The following is a 15,878-nucleotide window of genomic DNA, read 5'->3' as shown; positions in this document are numbered from 1 at the left end:
GCATGAGTCGATTCTGGAGCCCTTTCGTCAAGGCGCTAGTGCCCTATGTTCCTGGTGAACAGCCCAAGCTTGCCCGCCTGGTCAAGCTGAACACCAATGAGAACCCCTATGGCCCGTCGCCCAAGGCGCTCGAAGCCATGCGCGGTGAAATCAACGATAGCCTGCGCCTGTACCCTGATCCCAATGGCGATCACCTGAAGCAAGCGGTCGCGGACTACTACGGCATCACCGCTGCCCAGGTATTCGTCGGCAACGGCTCGGACGAGGTGCTGGCGCACATCTTCCATGGCCTGTTCCAGCACGATGCGCCTCTGCTGTTTCCAGACATCAGCTACAGCTTCTATCCGGTGTATTGCGGGCTGTACGGCATTGCCTATGAGCAGGTGCCCCTGGACGACCAGTTCCAGATTCGTGTCGAGGACTACCGCAAGCCCAACGCCGGTATCATTTTCCCCAACCCCAATGCGCCGACTGGCTGCCTGATGCCGTTGCAGGCCATCGAGCAACTCTTGCAGCAGAACCCGGATTCGGTGGTGGTCGTCGATGAGGCCTACATCGATTTCGGCGGTCAGACGGCGATCAGCCTGGTAGGCCGTTACGACAACCTGCTGGTAACCCAGACCCTGTCGAAATCGCGCTCCCTGGCCGGCCTGCGGGTGGGCTTGGCCGTAGGTCATCCGGACCTGATCGAGGCACTGGAGCGGATCAAGAACAGCTTCAACTCCTACCCACTGGACCGCGCCGCCATCGTCGGTGCAGCAGCGGCATTCGCCGATCGAGCGTATTTCCAGCAGACCTGCCAGAAAGTGATCGACAGCCGCGAAGCGTTGGTGGCCGAGTTGCAAGCGCGTGGCTTCGAGGTGCTGCCATCGGCAGCCAACTTCGTCTTTGCCCGCCATCCTCGACACGATGCCGCTGCCCTCGCGGCGCAGTTGCGCGAGCAAGGGGTCATCGTGCGTCACTTCAAGCAGGCGCGTATCGATCAGTTCCTGCGCATCACCATTGGCACCCCTGAAATGAATCAGGCGTTGCTCGACGCCCTGGCGTGACGTCGCTGCGTTCGCCATGTCCCGCAAGGCTCATGGCGTGCGTCTTTGTTTCGAGGTTATCCAACCACGGGTGCGGCCCAGGCGACGCACCTGATCTTGCTCGCCCTCTGACACGAGTTACCAATGCCTGAATCCAGAATGCCCAAAACCCCAGCAGTGGATCATGACAGCGATCCGTTGCTCATCGACGCCGAGGCGGACGACGAGCAGGTGCAGAGCCAGCCGCCGGTCAGGCACAAACCCTGGCTGCTGTTGCTCGGCCTGATACTGGTGGCCTTGAACCTGCGCCCTGCGTTGTCGAGCATGGCGCCGGTGCTGGGGCAGGTCTCTGACGGGCTGGGGCTCAGCGCAGCGCAGGCAGGCCTGCTGACGACATTGCCGGTGCTGTGCCTGGGCCTGTTCGCGCCGCTCGCGCCCATGCTGGCGCGCCGCCTGGGCAGCGAACGGGTGGTGCTGGGCATTCTGGGGACCTTGGCGGTGGGCATCGTCCTGCGCAGTGTCCTGGGCACGACGGGTCTGTTTCTGGGCAGCCTGCTGGCCGGTGCCAGTATCGGCATCATCGGTGTACTGCTACCGGGTATCGTCAAGCGCGACTTTCCACAGCATGCCGGCACGCTGACCGGCGTCTATACCATGGCGCTGTGCCTGGGGGCGGCGATGGCGGCGGGGGCGACCGTGCCGCTGGCGCACGCCTTGGGCGACAACTGGGCCCCGGCACTGGGGTTCTGGATGCTACCAGCCGTGCTGGCCATGCTGGTATGGCTGCCACAGGCGCGCAACGGTCATGGCGTGCACAAGGTCGCCTATCGCGTGCGTGGCCTTTGGCGTGATCCGCTGGCATGGCAGGTCACACTGTACATGGGCCTGCAGTCCTCGCTCGCCTACATTGTCTTCGGCTGGCTGCCCTCTATCCTGATTGGCCGCGGCCTTAGCCCAACCCAGGCGGGCCTGGTGCTGTCGGGGTCGGTGATCATGCAACTGTTCAGCTCGCTTGCGGCACCCTGGTTGGCCACCCGTGGACGTGATCAGCGCCTAGCGATCGTGGTGGTCATGCTGGTGACCCTTTGCGGACTGTTCGGCTGCCTTTACGCACCCTTGTCGGGGCTGTGGGGCTGGGCAGTGCTGCTGGGCCTGGGCCAGGGTGGCACGTTTGCCCTGGCACTGACCTTGATCGTGCTGCGCTCAAGGGATGCGCATGTGGCGGCAAACCTCTCCAGCATGGCTCAGGGCGTTGGCTATACGCTGGCGTCGATGGGGCCGTTCGCCGTGGGCCTGGTGCATGACCTGACCGGAGGCTGGAGTGCTTTGGGTTGGGTGTTTGCGGTGCTCGGTGCAGGGGCCATCGTGTTTGGCCTGGGGGCAGGGCGCGCGTTGCATGTGCAGGTCACCAGCGAGAAGGTCTGATGGTTTCACGGTGGTACTGGCGTAACCCGGCGACGCGGATTATCGTGCGGTTTTAACCCAAGGGAAGGCCCTTTGATGAGCGATGCCAACCGCGAGTTGATAACCCGTTTCTACCAGGCGTTCCAGCGGCTTGATGCCCAGGCCATGGTCGCCTGTTACAGCGATGACGTGGTGTTCAGTGATCCGGTCTTCGGCACGCTGCGTGGCAGGGACGCCGGCGACATGTGGCGAATGCTGACCCGGCGCGCCAAGGATTTCTCCCTGCGCTACGACAACGTGTGTGCCGATGAGCGCGGTGGTTCGGCGCAATGGACTGCCACTTACGTCTTCGCCCAGACCGGACGAGACGTGGTCAACACCATCCAGGCACGCTTCGAGATCCGCGATGGGCTGATACACCGGCATCAAGACGACTTCGACCTGTGGGCCTGGTCCCGCCAGGCCCTGGGTGCGCCAGGGCTACTGCTGGGCTGGACACCTTGGCTACAGGCCAAAGTACGCCACCAGGCATTCAAGGGCTTGCGGGCGTACCAGCACGCTCAAGGGGCGGCAACGGCCTGATCACGGTCGTGATAGGTGAACGTGGCACGCTCGCCGGCCTGCCAGGGTAGCCGTACCTTGATGACGGGTATGAAGCCGCCATGGGTGCGGTGCCAGTCCTTCTGATCTGCCTGGGCCTGCTCCAGGGCACCGGACTCCCCGTCGATGTAAAAGAATGACTGGATGGGCAGCTCGCCCGCGCGGGCTTCATCCCAAGCGCCGATGACTATCTCGTTCCAGACAAAGGGCAGTTCGTCAGCAAACAACCGTTGCGTGCGCAGGGTCTGGTGGAAGGCTTCCGCGCGTTCCGGTATGCGCGCCCGGCGTATGTCGAAGGCGCATTGACGCTTGTAGTCGCCGGTCAGCCTGAAGCGTGCGATCCAGTCTTCGGCCGTGTGCACGCCTTGCTCATGGCAAGCCGTTTCACGTTCGGGTGTCTGTCGATTGTCGCCGCACCCCCGGTTGTCACGTTCCCAGGTGTCGCCGTCGGTGGGCCATGCGCAGAGCATTTCATAGCGCAGGGATCCAGCGGGTCGCTGTATCAGCGGATACAAGGTGAAGCCACTGCGACCATCGGCGGCCAGGCCAGTGGTCGGCAAGTCACTGCGCAGGTAGGAAAACGAAACACCACCTTTGTCCTTGCTGTTCTGGCTATGATGCCAGGTGTGATAGTACGGAGATGGAAGCGTGGACCTCAGCAAGACGCCAGAGCAGGCATGGGCCGGCACGGCATTGCCCTCGCACTGGGTGGGGGTGGCGTTATAGTTTTCCTGCATGCGGGCGGCGGTCTGGGCGCCAATCGAAGCCTGTGCGCTGGCAGTTGCAGCGAGTACCGCAGTGGCCAGCAGTGAACGAATCTGCAAATGGAGCATGATGAGCCCTCGTCGAGTGGGCTCATGAAGTTAATGATGGATACAACCGTTGTGGTGAGTGAAAGAGTACCGGATCAGGTAATCAAACCATGGTATGTGTACCTGGTCAGGGCGGCCAATGGCGCGCTCTACTGTGGCATCAGCGATGACCCGCGGCGGCGCTTCGAGGCGCACCGCAAAGGCCAGGGGGCACGCTTTTTCAAAAGCAGCCCTGCCCAGGCCCTGGTCTACATGGAGCGGTGGCCAGACAAAAGCGAAGCCTTGCGCCAGGAAAGGCTGGTCAAGCGCCTGCGCAAGTCGGCGAAAGAGGCACTGGTGTCCTCCTACAACGCCGAACCTGCATGCCGTGCGGTCAGTCTTTGCGACGCTTGAGCTGATCCACGAGCGTCGTGGGCAAACCTTTGATGATCAAGGTGCCAGCAGCTTCGTCGTACTCCACCTTGTCGCCCAGCAGGTGCGCCTCGAAACTGATCGACAGCCCTTCGGCACGGCCGGTGAAGCGACGGAACTGGTTGAGGGTGCGCTTATCGGCAGGAATCTCCGGTGACAACCCGTAGTCCTTGTTGCGGATATGGTCGTAAAACGCCTTGGGCCGATCCTCATCGATCAGGCTGGACAGTTCTTCGAGCGTCACCGGTTCGCCCAACTTGGTCTGCGTGGTGGCGTAGTCCACCAGCGTCTGGGTCTTTTCGCGGGCAGAGGCCTCAGGCAGGTCCTCGCTTTCCACGAAGTCACTGAACGCCTTGAGCAGCGTGCGCGTCTCGCCCGGCCCGTCCACACCTTCCTGGCAACCGATGAAGTCACGGAAGTAATCCGAGACTTTCTTGCCGTTCTTGCCTTTGATGAACGAGATGTACTGCTTGGAGTTCTGGTTGTTCTTCCATTCCGAAAGATTGATGCGTGCTGCCAGGTGCAACTGACCCAGGTCCAGGTGCCGCGAAGGCATGACATCGAGCTCGGCGTTCACGGCAACGCCTTCGCTGTGGTGCAGCAATGCGATGGCCAGGTATTCGGTCATGCCTTGCTGGTAATGCGCGAACAGAATGTGCCCGCCGGTGGACAGATTGGACTCTTCCATCAGCTTTTGCAGATGCTCCACAGCCTGCCGGCTGAAGGCGGTGAAATCCTGCTCCTGCTCTAGGTACTGTTTCAGCCAGCCACTGAGCGGATAAGCGCCGGACTCGCTGTGGAAGAACCCCCAAGCCTTGCCTTGTTTGGCGTTGTAGCTGTCATTGAGGTCGGCTAGCAGGTTCTCGATGGCGTCCGAGGCCGCGAGCTCGGCGTCACGTGCGTGCAATACGGCAGGGCTGCCATCGGGCTTTTTGTCGATCAGGTGAACGATGCAATGTCGGATTGGCATGGGGAGTCTCGGACAGGTACAAAAGCACTGAAGTTTACCTCAGACGCTGGGTGATTCAGTGGGCGGATCGAAGCAGAATCGCAGGTTGGCGGTTTTTTACTCAAATCTGCGGTCTTTTCATCATCAAGGCCTGAAAACCTGCATTAAATCAGGGGTGGCAGCGGATATTTATCCGCTGCTGTGGTAGTTTTGCGCCGTCTTGCGCCCCTGTTGTGGCGCATTGCTGCAGTACGCGCTCGGCGTGTCGAACCAAACGCTGATTTGCGTATCTACATACCCAATTGGCGCGGCCCTCCAATCTCGTCGGGGCTGGCCCGATAACGTCGTCGTTCGCTGCATAACCATCGAATTTGATAGGGAAGGAACACCACCATGGCATTGACCAAAGACCAACTGATTGCCGACATCGCCGAATCGATCGCAGCGCCTAAAGCCACCGCCAAGAACGCTCTGGAGCAACTGGGCCAGATCGTTGCCGACCAACTGGAAAACGGCGCTGAAATCACCCTGCCAGGCATCGGCAAGCTGAAAGTCTCCGAGCGTCCTGCCCGTACCGGCCGCAACCCTTCGACTGGCGCTGCCATCGAAATCGCTGCCAAGAAAGTCGTCAAGTTCGTACCGGCCAAAGTGCTGACCGACGCCATCAACAAGTAATTGTCGATGCAGTGACCTGACCGCGCCCGGGTTACCCGAGCGCGGTTTTTTCATGCCTGTGAAATGGGCTTGGCGCGCCATGCCTGGCGCGCAGCATCGTCATGGAAGCTCCAGGCGAGCATGCGGCTTTGTTTCTGTCCTTGGCCCATTTCAACAACGCGCACAGCCGCGGCCCCCGCCTTTTTCAAGGCTGCCTCCAGTGCCGGCAGGTTACTGGCCTTCGACACCAGGCTGGTGAACCACAGTGTCTGGCTGGCGTATTGCGCGCTCTCGTTGATCAGTTGGGTGACGAAGCGGATTTCACCGCCTTCGCACCACAGTTCGTTGTTCTGGCCACCGAAGTTCAACACGGGCAGCTTGCGCTTGGGGTCCTGTTTGCCCAGGTTCTTCCATTTGCGCTGGCTGCCACGGGTGGCTTCCTCGCGTGAGGCATGGAAGGGCGGGTTGCACAGGGTCAGGTCGAAGCGCTCGTCGTCCTTGAGCAGGCCGCTGAGGATATGCGCAGGGTTGCTCTGCTGGCGCAGGTTGATGACCTTGTCCAAGCCATTGGCCTGAATGATCGCCTTGGCCGACGCCAATGCTACCGGATCGATGTCCGAGCCCAGAAAGCGCCAGCGGTAATCGCTATGGCCCAGCAGCGGGTAGATGCAGTTGGCACCCACGCCGATGTCGAGCACGCGCACCTGAGCGCCTTTGAGGAGCTGGCCTGCGTTATCGGCAGCCAACAGATCGGCGGCCACATGAAGGTAGTCGGCGCGACCTGGAATCGGCGGGCACAGGTAGTTGGCGGGGATGTCCCAATGCTGGATCCCGTACTGGGCCTTGAGCAGGGCACGGTTGAACACTCGCACCGCTTCGGGGTTGGCGAAATCGATGCTGGGTTTGCCATGGGGGTTGGTGAGGGTGAAGCGCGCCAGATCAGGGTGTGCCTTGATCAGGCTGGGAAAATCGTAGCGCCCTTGATGGCGGTTACGCGGGTGCAGGGTGGGTTTGCTCTGGGTCATGCTCGGGTCCGGTGTTGCAGGTGCTGGCCCCCAGACCGTTGGACGGCCCGGTCGCGGCCGGCCCGGTTGCCCCGGGGCTGGCCGCGAACGAGGGCTGAGCCCTCGTCAGTCAGCACTGCACGGTCAGGTTACAGCGCTGCAATCCGCGCATGCTGCTCGGTGAAGTTCGCCAACGCCTGCTCGGACTCGGCCAGCTTGGCGCGCTCCTTCTCGATGACGGCAGGCGGTGCCTTGTCGACGAACGCGGCGTTGGACAGCTTGCCGCCCACGCGCGCCACTTCGCCTTGCAGGCGCTGGATTTCCTTGTTCAGGCGAGCCAGTTCGGCATTTTTGTCGATCAGCCCGGCCATCGGTACCAGCACCTGAAGGTCACCCACCAGCGCCGTGGCGGACAATGGCGCCTCGTCGTTGTCGCCCAGCACGGTGAACGATTCGACCTTGGCCAATTTCTTGAGCAAGGCTTCGTTTTCCTGCAGGCGGCGCTGGTCGTCGGCGCTGGCGTTCTTCAGGAACAGCGGCAGGGGTTTGCCAGGGCCGATGTTCATTTCAGCGCGAATGTTGCGCAAGCCGACCATCAGCTCCTTGAGCCACTCGATGTCGCCTTCGGCGGCCACGTCGATGCGGGCGTCATTGGCCTGAGGCCAGGGCTGCAGCATGATGGTCTTGCCTTCGACGCCGGCCAACGGTGCAATGCGCTGCCAGATTTCCTCGGTGATGAACGGCATGAACGGGTGGGCCAGGCGCAGTGCCACCTCCAGCACGCGAACCAGGGTGCGGCGCGTGCCACGGGCGCGTTCCACAGGGGCCTGCTCATCCCACAACACTGGCTTGGAAAGCTCAAGGTACCAGTCGCAGTACTGGTTCCAGATGAATTCGTACAGCGCCTGGCTGGCCAGGTCGAAGCGGAACTGTTCGAGCTGACGGGTCACTTCAGCTTCGGTGCGCTGCAGCTGCGAGATGATCCAGCGGTCGGCCAGCGACAGCTCGTAGGCCTCGCCGTTCTGCCCACAGTCCTCACCCTTGTCCAGCACGTAGCGGGCGGCATTCCAGATCTTGTTGCAGAAGTTGCGATAGCCTTCGACGCGGCCCATGTCGAACTTGATGTCGCGACCGGTCGAGGCCAAGGAGCAGAACGTGAAACGCAGGGCGTCGGTACCGTAGCTGGCGATACCCTCGGGGAACTCGGCCTTGGTCTGCTTGGCGATCTTCTCGGCCAGCTTGGGCTGCATCATGCCGCTGGTGCGTTTCTCCAGCAGGGCATCGAGGGTGATGCCGTCGACGATGTCCAGTGGGTCCAGCACGTTGCCCTTGGACTTGGACATCTTCTGGCCCTGGCCGTCACGCACCAGGCCGTGCACGTACACGGTCTTGAACGGAACCTGGGGCGTGCCGTCCTCGTTCTTGATCAGGTGCATGGTCAACATGATCATGCGCGCAACCCAGAAGAAGATGATGTCGAAGCCGGTGACCAGCACATCGGTGGAGTGGAATTTCTTGAGGAACTCCGTTTGCTCCGGCCAGCCCAGGGTTGAGAAGGTCCACAGGCCCGAGCTGAACCAGGTGTCGAGCACGTCGTCATCCTGGCGCAGGTTCACGTCCGCGCCGAGGCCGTGCTTGCTGCGCACTTCCTCCTCGTTGCGCCCGACATAGACCCGGCCCGCCTCGTCGTACCAGGCCGGGATGCGATGGCCCCACCACAGCTGCCGGCTGATGCACCAATCCTGAATGTCGCGCATCCAGGAGAAGTACATGTTCTCGTACTGCTTGGGCACGAACTGGATACGGCCATCCTCGACCGCAGCGATGGCAGGCTCGGCCAGCGGCTTGGTGGAAACGTACCACTGGTCGGTCAGCCACGGTTCGATGATGGTGCCCGAGCGGTCGCCCTTGGGCACTTTCAAGGCATGGTCGTCGATGCCGACCAGCAGACCCTGAGCCTCCAGGTCGGCAACGATCTGCTTACGTGCAACGAAGCGATCGAGGCCGGCGTACTGGGACGGCAGGGCGGTGTCTACCTGGTCATTGAGCGAACCATCGAGGTTGAATGCCTGGGCTGCTGGCAGCACCACGGCATTCTTGTCGAAAATGTTCAGCAGCGGCAGGTTATGACGCTTGCCGACTTCATAGTCGTTGAAGTCGTGGGCCGGGGTGATCTTGACGCAACCGGTGCCGAACTCAGGGTCGCAGTAGTCATCGGCAACGATAGGGATGCGACGGCCAACCAGCGGCAACTCGACGAACTTGCCGATCAGGGCCTGGTAGCGTTCGTCGGTGGGGTTGACCGCGACGGCAGCGTCACCCAGCAGGGTTTCCGGACGCGTGGTGGCGACCACGAGGTAATCCAGCCCCTCGGCGGTGGTGGCACCGTCGGCCAGCGGGTAGCGCAGGTTCCACAGGTGACCTTTCTCGTCGTGGCTCTCGACTTCCAGATCGGAAATGGCGGTGTGCAGCTTGGTATCCCAGTTGACCAGGCGCTTGCCCCGGTAGATCAGGCCGTCTTCATGCAGGCGCACGAACGCTTCCTTGACCGCTTCGGACAGGCCATCGTCCATGGTGAAGCGCTCGCGGCTCCAGTCCACGGAGGAGCCGAGCCGACGAATCTGCCGGCTGATGTTGCCGCCCGACTGGTCTTTCCACTCCCAGATTTTTTCCAGGAACTGTTCGCGGCCCAGGTCATGACGGTTCAGGCCCTTGGCTTCAAGCTGGCGCTCGACCAGCATCTGCGTGGCGATGCCCGCGTGGTCGGTACCAGGCTGCCAGAGGGTGTCGCGACCCTGCATGCGGCGGAAGCGGATCAGGGCATCCATGATCGCGTTGTTGAAACCATGGCCCATGTGCAGGCTGCCGGTCACGTTCGGCGGCGGAATCATGATGGTGTAGGACTCGCCTGCACCTTGTGGAGCGAAATAGTTTTCGGCTTCCCAGGTGTTGTACCAGGAAGTTTCGATGGCGTGCGGCTGGTAGGTCTTATCCATGCGCGGCGGGACCCTGTGCATTTATTCGGGAAAGCCGGGAAGTATAACCAAGCCGGAGGGCGCAGGCGACAAGCGGCTGCTGGGCGGGTTTGCCCGGTGCGGGGAAAGACAGCCGCGTGACGGCAAGCGTCCTGCGCCGCAGCAGAACGTTACAGCTTCGCCAGTAGGAGCAGTAGCTTGCAGGCGGGTGAAGAGCAGGTGCCCGGCAGCCCCTTCACTCCGAACGCTTGATCAACCGCTCGATGCGCGCATCGAGGCGACGCTTGATCTCGTTTTCGATGTGCGGGGTAAAGTCGTTGATCACATCCTGCATGATCATCTGCGCTGCAGCGCGCAGTTCGCTTTCAAGGTGCAGCAGGGTGTCCTGGCGACGTGCCTGCGGGTCGTCCTGGGCGGTGTCGCTGGCAGCCGGATCGGCAGCGGCGTCAACGCGTGCAGGCACCTGCTCCACCGTGTCGGTGAGCAAAGGCGGTTGCAGGTCGGCATCGCCAAGCAATTGGCGAATCGACTCAAGATCGTCGAGCAGGTGGGTAGAGCCGGGCAGGGGAGCGTGCTTGTCCATCGTCATCAAAATCGCTGTAAGCGGTGGTCTTGCAGAGCATAGCCTTGTTCACGGTAGAAACGGAATCGCTCACGCGCCGATTGGCGGATCGCTGCCTCTTCAACCACGATCTCGGCAACCCGCTCGAACTGGCTGACAAAGCCGGGAACATCGGCGCCCAGGTTGATCAACAAGTCCTGGTGCCCCTGGGCGTGATCACCGACGCCAAGCGCCACGCTCGCATCGGCGTGATCTTCTGCCAGGTCATGGGGCACGAAGGCTTCGCCCCTGAATGCCCATAAACGCGTGTCCAAAGCGGCACGCTGATCCTCATCCTGGCAGTGCAGGTAGACGCGATGGCCGAGCCGCCAGGCTTTGTCGCACAGCTTGCAGGCGAAATCCAGGCGCGCCTCCAGCGAATCGGTAGGCAGTATGTAGAAGTCGACTTTGCTCATGTGGGTTCCGTCAGCCGGCAATGCCCGAGGCACTGCCGGCGGTTGCGGTCAGGCGCCAGCGCGGTCCAGCAGGTACTGGGTCAGCAAGGGCACCGGGCGACCGGAGGCACCCTTGTCCTTGCCGCCGCTGATCCAGGCGGTACCCGCGATATCCAGGTGCGCCCAGTCATAGGCCTTGGCGAATCGCGACAGGAAGCAACCGGCGGTGATGGTGCCGGCTTTCGGGCCGCCGATGTTGCCCATGTCGGCGAACGGGCTGTCCAGTTGTTCCTGGTATTCGTCGAACAGCGGCAATTGCCAGGCGCGGTCATCGGCACGCTTGCCCGCCTCGAGCAGTTGGCTGACCAGCGCGTCGTTGTTGCCCATCAGACCGCTGGTGTGGCTGCCTAGGGCGACGATGCAGGCGCCGGTAAGCGTGGCGATATCGATCACCGCCTGGGGTTTGAAGCGCTCGGCGTAGGTGAGGGTATCGCACAGTACCAGGCGACCTTCGGCGTCGGTGTTGAGAATCTCAACGGTCTGGCCGCTCATGGTGGTCACGATGTCACCGGGGCGAGTGGCGCCGCCGCTGGGCATGTTCTCGGCACAGGCGAGCAAGCACACCAGATTGATGGGCAGCTGCAGTTCCAGCACCGCACGCAGGGTGCCGAACACGCTGGCTGCGCCGCACATGTCGTATTTCATCTCGTCCATGCCGGCACCGGGCTTTAGGCTGATGCCGCCAGTGTCGAAGGTGATGCCCTTGCCCACCAGCACGAAAGGCTTGTCGCCTTTCTTGGCGCCTTGGTAGTTGAGCACGATCAGGCGCGGAGGTTGATCGCTGCCCTGGCCGACGGCGTAGAACGCGCCCATGCCCAGGTCCTTGATCTTCTTCTCGTCCAGCACGTCGACTTTCAGGCCTTTGTGCGCCTTGCCCAGCTCCTTGGCCTGCTCGGCCAGGTAGCTTGGATGGCACAGGTTGGGCGGCAGGTTGCCCAGGTCACGGGTATAGGCCATGCCAGTGGCGATGGCATTGGCGTGGCGCACGGCGCGCTCCACGTCGGCCTGGCCGAGCTTGTTGGTGAGCAGGGTGACTTTTTTCAGCGCACGAGGCTCGGCTTTCTGGCTTTTGAAACGATCGAACACGTACTCGCCGTCGAGCAGGGTTTCGGCCAGCAGGCGATATTTGCCATAGCCTGCATCGCGGTTGCTCAGCGCAATGTCATCGAGTGCCAGAACGGCGTCGGCACCGTTGAGGCCCTTGAGCACGCCGGCAACGCTGGCCACCAGCTTGCGCCAGGTGCGATCACCCAGTGCCTCGTCCTTGCCGCTACCCACCAGCAGCACACGCTCGGCCTTCAGGCCTGCAACGGCGTGCAGCAGCAGCGTCTGGCCAGGCTTGCCCACCAGGTCGCCACGCTTGAGCGCCGCACTGATGGCGCCCTCGCTTGCCAGGTCCACGGCCTGGGCCGCGGTGCCCAAGGCACGTTTTTCACCGACTGGGATGACCAGCGTTGCGGTCTTGAGCGATGCAGCGGCTACGCTTTTTACAACCAGTTCCATCTCAGGGTCCCCGAATGATCGATACGTGTGGCGCCGTGCTGGCCGGCGCTTGGAACGCGACTGGCTGCGCAGTGGCAGGCCAGTGGAAAAGCTGCCAGTTTGAGCCTGCGGCCGGCGTGCTGACAACCCCGGCGTGCTGTGCGATGCGCGGCCAAGTGACAGGCGCGGTCAATCACAGGATAATGCGCGCACTTTATATGGAGGTTCGCCTTGGGCGAACCAGCATTGGCCTTGGATGTACTAAGTCATCGTCTGGTGCCATCGATTGGCAGTCCGTGCTGACAACCCAGGAGTGTCTGGTTTGATCGTCTTTCGTTATCTTTCCCGCGAGGTCCTGGTGACCTTGAGCGCCGTCAGCGCCGTGCTGCTGGTGATCATCATGAGCGGGCGCTTCATCAAATACCTGGCCCAGGCTGCACAGGGGGTGCTCGACCCTGGCGTACTGTTCCTGATCATGGGGTTCCGCCTGCCGGGCTTCCTGCAACTGATCCTGCCGTTGGGGTTGTTCCTGGGTATTCTGCTGGCCTATGGCCGGCTGTACCTGGAAAGCGAAATGACCGTGCTGTCGGCCACCGGCATGAGCCAGCAGCGCTTGCTGGCCATGACCATGGCGCCTGCAGCGCTGGTGGCCCTGCTAGTGGCCTGGCTGAGCCTGAGCCTTGCACCCCTGGGCGTGGCCCAGGTGCAGAAGATCATCAGCCAGCAGGATGCCCTGACCGAATTCGACACCCTGGTGCCGGGCCGCTTCCAGACCCTGCGCGATGGTTCGCGGGTGACCTACACCGAGCAGCTTTCAGATGACCGGGTAAACCTGGGCGGCGTGTTCATCTCCGAAAAACGCTTCAACCAGGACAAGACCAAGGACCGCGCCCCGTCGGTGCTGGTGGCCGAGCGCGGGCACCAGGAAATCCAGGCCGATGGCAACCGTTATCTGGTGCTCGAAAACGGCTACCGCTACGACGGTAACCCAGGCCAGGCCGACTACCGCGCCATCAAGTACGACACCTATGGCGTGTTGTTGCCCAAGCCTGAAGTCAGCGAGGAGGTCACCGAGCGGGAGGCCATTCCCACTACCCAACTATTCGGCGCTACGGACCTGCGTGAACGCGCCGAGTTGCAATGGCGTCTGTCACTGCCGATCCTGGTGTTCATCGTGACCCTGCTCGCCGTGCCGCTGTCACGGGCCAATCCTCGGCAGGGGCGTTTCCTCAAGCTGCTGCCAGCCATCCTCCTGTACATGGCGTACCTGACAATGCTGATTTCCGTGCGCGGTGCACTCGAGAAGGGCAAGCTGCCCATCGCCCTTGGCATGTGGTGGGTGCATGGGCTGTTCCTGCTCATCGGCCTGGGCCTGATGTACTGGGAACCTCTTCGCCTCAAGCGCGCAGCCCGTCGTGCGGAGGTGGCCCGTGGCTAAGCTCGATCGTTATATCGGCCAAAGCGTGCTGGTGGCTATTCTGGCTGTCCTGGGCATCATCCTGGGGCTGGCCTCGCTGTTCGCCTTCATCGACGAAATGGGCGACCTGAGCGATACCTACACGGTGCTCGAAGCAGGCAAGTACGTGCTGCTCACCGCACCGCGGCGCCTGTACGACATGCTGCCGATGGCCGCGCTCATCGGCTGCCTGATCGGCCTGGGTACGCTGGCCAGCAGCAGCGAGCTGACCATCATGCGCGCTGCTGGGGTGTCGATCGGTCGCATCGTCTGGGCGGTGATGAAACCAATGCTGGTGCTGATGCTGGTTGGCCTGCTGATCGGCGAGTACGTGGCACCGGTTACCGAAAACAAAGCCCAGGCCGATCGCTCCCTCGCCCAGGGTGGCGGTGAAGCGCAAAGCTCCAAGCGCGGCATGTGGCACCGGCAGGGCGAGGAGTTCGTGCACATCAACTCCGTGCAGCCCAACGGCCTTCTGCTGGGTGTGACCCGCTACCGGTTCGACGACCAGCGCAAGATCATCAGCTCCAGCTTCGCGCGCCGGGCGCGTTACGAAAACGATCACTGGCTGCTGACCGATGTGCGCACCACGCTGTTCCATGGTGACCGTACCGAAGTCGTGCAAAACCCTGAAGAACAGTGGGATGTGTCGGTCACGCCGCAGTTGCTCAACACGGTGGTGCTGGCGCCTGAATCGCTGTCGATCACCGGCCTGTGGGACTACATCCACTACCTGTCCGACCAAGGGTTGAACAATGCCCGCTACTGGCTGGCGTTCTGGACCAAGGTCCTGCAACCGGCCATCACGGCAGCCCTGGTACTCATGGCCATTTCGTTCATCTTCGGCCCGCTGCGCTCGGTGACGCTTGGTCAGCGTGTCTTCACCGGCGTGCTGGTGGGCTTCGTGTTCCGTATCGCTCAGGACCTGCTGGGTCCATCCAGCCAGGTGTTCGGCTTCCCGCCGTTGCTTGCGGTGGTGCTGCCAGCCGGCATCTGTGCCGTGGCAGGCTTGTGGTTGTTGCGCCGCGCTGGATAAGCCTGCTGCGCAGCCCCATGGCTGCGTGCTTGACCCTGGGGGCCGCTATTGCGGCCCCTTGTGTTTCATGGCCGCTGCCGCTTGAGTAGAGCGCTCATTTCTTCGGCTTGGGGACTCGAACCAGTTGGCTCTCGGAGTAGATGTCATGCCAGCTGCGTTTGCGCTTGTCGATCAGGGCCCAGAAAAAACCCAGTCCCAGGCACAGCCACGAGGCAATGGAAACGACGAACCGCAACAGTGCCTGCCAGAGCGTGATGGGCGAGCCATCGGCGTTCTGCACACGCACGCCCCAGACCTGCATGCCCAGCGTCTGCCCGCCATGGGTCCAGAACTTGGCGAAGAAACCGAACAGCACGAACAGCAGCACCGTGGACAGCAAAGGGTCGCCGTCGAGCGCGCCTGCTTCGGTAAGTTCGCGCATACGCTGTTGGCCGATGATCGCCATCTGGACCATCTTGTAGAGGCCCGCAGTGACGATCAGCAGGGCCGTACACAGTAAAAAGTCATAGAACACCGCGGCCAGGCGCCTGCCCAGGCCGACCGGAGGGAAATCACCTTGGGGAAGCAGCACAGGCTTGGACATGCAGAACAGCTCCATCATGCAAAGCCGCCATTCTACGGGCAAAAAAAAGCCCCTGCACTGAGCAGGGGCTTTTTGGAAGGTGACAAGGCTTATTCAGCAACCTGTACCTTGTCAGCTTGCATACCTTTTTGGCCTTGAACGGCTTCGAAAGTGACCTTCTGGCCTTCTTTCAGGCTTTTGAAGCCGTTGCCTTCGATGGCGCGGAAGTGCACGAACAGATCAGCACCGCTTTCTGGGGTGATGAAGCCGTAGCCTTTTTCGTCATTGAACCACTTGACGATACCGTTCTGACGGGTAGACATAATCTTATTTCCTATGAAACTTAGGTTTGGATGACAGTTTTCTTTCGCTTTCAAACAAGCAAAAGAGTACTGGGCTGGGTTGCAGGAAAGTAAGAGACGTCGAACGGGTTGTAGCAGATTGCGGCT

At 61.9% G+C, this 15,878-nt stretch carries 16 protein-coding genes; 7 read left to right on the top strand and 9 right to left on the bottom strand.

Going from position 1 to position 15,878, the window contains the following annotated elements:
• Positions 1-2 precede the first annotated feature (2 nt).
• The 3 genes from hisC to B2Y33_RS04410 all read left to right on the top strand — a co-directional run bounded on the left by hisC (position 3) and on the right by B2Y33_RS04410 (position 3,014).
• Positions 3-1,049, top strand: coding sequence for a histidinol-phosphate transaminase (hisC, locus tag B2Y33_RS04420; RefSeq protein ID WP_206405468.1), 1,047 nt, complete (start codon positions 3-5; stop codon positions 1,047-1,049).
• A gap of 123 nt (positions 1,050-1,172) precedes the next feature.
• Entirely contained in the window at positions 1,173-2,453 is a 1,281-nt protein-coding gene (locus B2Y33_RS04415; RefSeq protein WP_027913754.1) for a CynX/NimT family MFS transporter, read from the top strand.
• Positions 2,454-2,528: 75 nt separating this feature from the next.
• Complete coding sequence (locus B2Y33_RS04410; protein WP_027913755.1) at positions 2,529-3,014, top strand: nuclear transport factor 2 family protein; 486 nt, start codon at positions 2,529-2,531, stop codon at positions 3,012-3,014.
• On the opposite strand, the gene B2Y33_RS04405 is transcribed toward B2Y33_RS04410, so the two are convergent.
• Entirely contained in the window at positions 2,993-3,865 is an 873-nt protein-coding gene (locus tag B2Y33_RS04405; protein WP_027913756.1) for a hypothetical protein, read from the bottom strand. The two genes, B2Y33_RS04410 and B2Y33_RS04405, sit on opposite strands and share 22 nt — an antisense overlap.
• 36 nt (positions 3,866-3,901) lie before the next feature.
• Between B2Y33_RS04405 and B2Y33_RS04400 the strand changes: the two genes are divergently transcribed.
• A complete protein-coding gene (locus B2Y33_RS04400) occupies positions 3,902-4,237 on the top strand; it encodes a GIY-YIG nuclease family protein (protein ID WP_104926496.1) in 336 nt (111 codons plus the stop codon).
• Here B2Y33_RS04400 and yejK read toward each other — a convergent pair.
• Positions 4,218-5,225, bottom strand: a complete 1,008-nt coding sequence (yejK, locus tag B2Y33_RS04395; protein WP_206405467.1) for a nucleoid-associated protein YejK — start codon at positions 5,223-5,225, stop codon at positions 4,218-4,220. The two genes, B2Y33_RS04400 and yejK, sit on opposite strands and share 20 nt — an antisense overlap.
• Before the next feature lie 372 nt (positions 5,226-5,597).
• On the opposite strand from yejK, the gene B2Y33_RS04390 reads away from it, so the two are divergent.
• On the top strand, positions 5,598-5,879 hold the full coding sequence (locus B2Y33_RS04390) for an HU family DNA-binding protein (protein WP_003255106.1): 282 nt from the start codon (positions 5,598-5,600) through the stop codon (positions 5,877-5,879).
• Between the two features lie 50 nt (positions 5,880-5,929).
• On the opposite strand, the gene rlmF is transcribed toward B2Y33_RS04390, so the two are convergent.
• The 5 genes from rlmF to B2Y33_RS04365 all read right to left on the bottom strand — a co-directional run bounded on the left by rlmF (position 5,930) and on the right by B2Y33_RS04365 (position 12,396).
• Positions 5,930-6,883, bottom strand: coding sequence for a 23S rRNA (adenine(1618)-N(6))-methyltransferase RlmF (gene rlmF, locus B2Y33_RS04385; protein ID WP_027913759.1), 954 nt, complete (start codon positions 6,881-6,883; stop codon positions 5,930-5,932).
• Positions 6,884-7,011: 128 nt separating this feature from the next.
• Positions 7,012-9,858, bottom strand: coding sequence for a valine--tRNA ligase (locus B2Y33_RS04380; RefSeq protein ID WP_023533311.1), 2,847 nt, complete (start codon positions 9,856-9,858; stop codon positions 7,012-7,014).
• A 214-nt stretch (positions 9,859-10,072) separates the two neighbouring features.
• Positions 10,073-10,420 (bottom strand): hypothetical protein, encoded by a 348-nt coding sequence (locus B2Y33_RS04375; RefSeq protein ID WP_027913760.1) that lies wholly within the window; start codon positions 10,418-10,420, stop codon positions 10,073-10,075.
• Between the two features lie 5 nt (positions 10,421-10,425).
• Complete coding sequence (locus tag B2Y33_RS04370; RefSeq protein WP_027913761.1) at positions 10,426-10,854, bottom strand: DNA polymerase III subunit chi; 429 nt, start codon at positions 10,852-10,854, stop codon at positions 10,426-10,428.
• A gap of 48 nt (positions 10,855-10,902) precedes the next feature.
• On the bottom strand, positions 10,903-12,396 hold the full coding sequence (locus B2Y33_RS04365) for a leucyl aminopeptidase (protein ID WP_027913762.1): 1,494 nt from the start codon (positions 12,394-12,396) through the stop codon (positions 10,903-10,905).
• A 301-nt stretch (positions 12,397-12,697) separates the two neighbouring features.
• Here B2Y33_RS04365 and lptF point away from each other — a divergent pair, with 301 nt between their 5' ends.
• Positions 12,698-13,813 carry an LPS export ABC transporter permease LptF gene (gene lptF, locus B2Y33_RS04360; RefSeq protein WP_023533424.1) on the top strand — a complete coding sequence of 372 codons (1,116 nt, stop codon included), beginning with the start codon at positions 12,698-12,700 and terminating at the stop codon, positions 13,811-13,813.
• Positions 13,806-14,867: an LPS export ABC transporter permease LptG gene (gene lptG, locus B2Y33_RS04355; RefSeq protein ID WP_023533306.1), complete on the top strand. Its 1,062-nt coding sequence runs from the start codon at positions 13,806-13,808 to the stop codon at positions 14,865-14,867. Before lptF ends, lptG begins: the two co-directional genes overlap by 8 nt.
• 94 nt (positions 14,868-14,961) lie before the next feature.
• Here lptG and B2Y33_RS04350 read toward each other — a convergent pair whose 3' ends face one another.
• Together B2Y33_RS04350 and B2Y33_RS04345 are read right to left on the bottom strand one after the other, a co-directional pair.
• A complete protein-coding gene (locus B2Y33_RS04350; protein WP_028687061.1) occupies positions 14,962-15,450 on the bottom strand; it encodes an RDD family protein in 489 nt (162 codons plus the stop codon).
• A gap of 89 nt (positions 15,451-15,539) precedes the next feature.
• Positions 15,540-15,752, bottom strand: coding sequence for a cold-shock protein (locus B2Y33_RS04345; RefSeq protein WP_027913764.1), 213 nt, complete (start codon positions 15,750-15,752; stop codon positions 15,540-15,542).
• Positions 15,753-15,878 lie beyond the last annotated feature (126 nt).

This window comes from Pseudomonas sp. UBA5666 (assembly GCF_002420785.1).
Classification (GTDB): domain Bacteria; phylum Pseudomonadota; class Gammaproteobacteria; order Pseudomonadales; family Pseudomonadaceae; genus Aquipseudomonas; species Aquipseudomonas fulva.
The sequence above is the reverse complement of the archived record's forward strand: the minus strand, read 5'-3'. Positions and strand labels throughout refer to the sequence as shown.

Bases quoted from the DNA above. Each gene is read 5' to 3' on its own strand.
- B2Y33_RS04415 (WP_027913754.1), top strand. From the start codon at position 1,173: ATGCCTGAATCCAGAATGCCCAAAACCCCAGCAGTGGATCATGACAGC.
- B2Y33_RS04345 (WP_027913764.1), bottom strand. From the start codon at position 15,752: ATGTCTACCCGTCAGAACGGTATCGTCAAGTGGTTCAATGACGAAAAA.
- yejK (WP_206405467.1), bottom strand. From the start codon at position 5,225: ATGCCAATCCGACATTGCATCGTTCACCTGATCGACAAAAAGCCCGAT.
- B2Y33_RS04350 (WP_028687061.1), bottom strand. From the start codon at position 15,450: ATGTCCAAGCCTGTGCTGCTTCCCCAAGGTGATTTCCCTCCGGTCGGC.
- B2Y33_RS04375 (WP_027913760.1), bottom strand. From the start codon at position 10,420: ATGGACAAGCACGCTCCCCTGCCCGGCTCTACCCACCTGCTCGACGAT.
- B2Y33_RS04370 (WP_027913761.1), bottom strand. From the start codon at position 10,854: ATGAGCAAAGTCGACTTCTACATACTGCCTACCGATTCGCTGGAGGCG.
- B2Y33_RS04400 (WP_104926496.1), top strand. From the start codon at position 3,902: ATGGATACAACCGTTGTGGTGAGTGAAAGAGTACCGGATCAGGTAATC.
- B2Y33_RS04365 (WP_027913762.1), bottom strand. From the start codon at position 12,396: ATGGAACTGGTTGTAAAAAGCGTAGCCGCTGCATCGCTCAAGACCGCA.
- rlmF (WP_027913759.1), bottom strand. From the start codon at position 6,883: ATGACCCAGAGCAAACCCACCCTGCACCCGCGTAACCGCCATCAAGGG.
- B2Y33_RS04380 (WP_023533311.1), bottom strand. From the start codon at position 9,858: ATGGATAAGACCTACCAGCCGCACGCCATCGAAACTTCCTGGTACAAC.
- hisC (WP_206405468.1), top strand. From the start codon at position 3: ATGAGTCGATTCTGGAGCCCTTTCGTCAAGGCGCTAGTGCCCTATGTT.
- B2Y33_RS04405 (WP_027913756.1), bottom strand. From the start codon at position 3,865: ATGCTCCATTTGCAGATTCGTTCACTGCTGGCCACTGCGGTACTCGCT.
- B2Y33_RS04410 (WP_027913755.1), top strand. From the start codon at position 2,529: ATGAGCGATGCCAACCGCGAGTTGATAACCCGTTTCTACCAGGCGTTC.
- B2Y33_RS04390 (WP_003255106.1), top strand. From the start codon at position 5,598: ATGGCATTGACCAAAGACCAACTGATTGCCGACATCGCCGAATCGATC.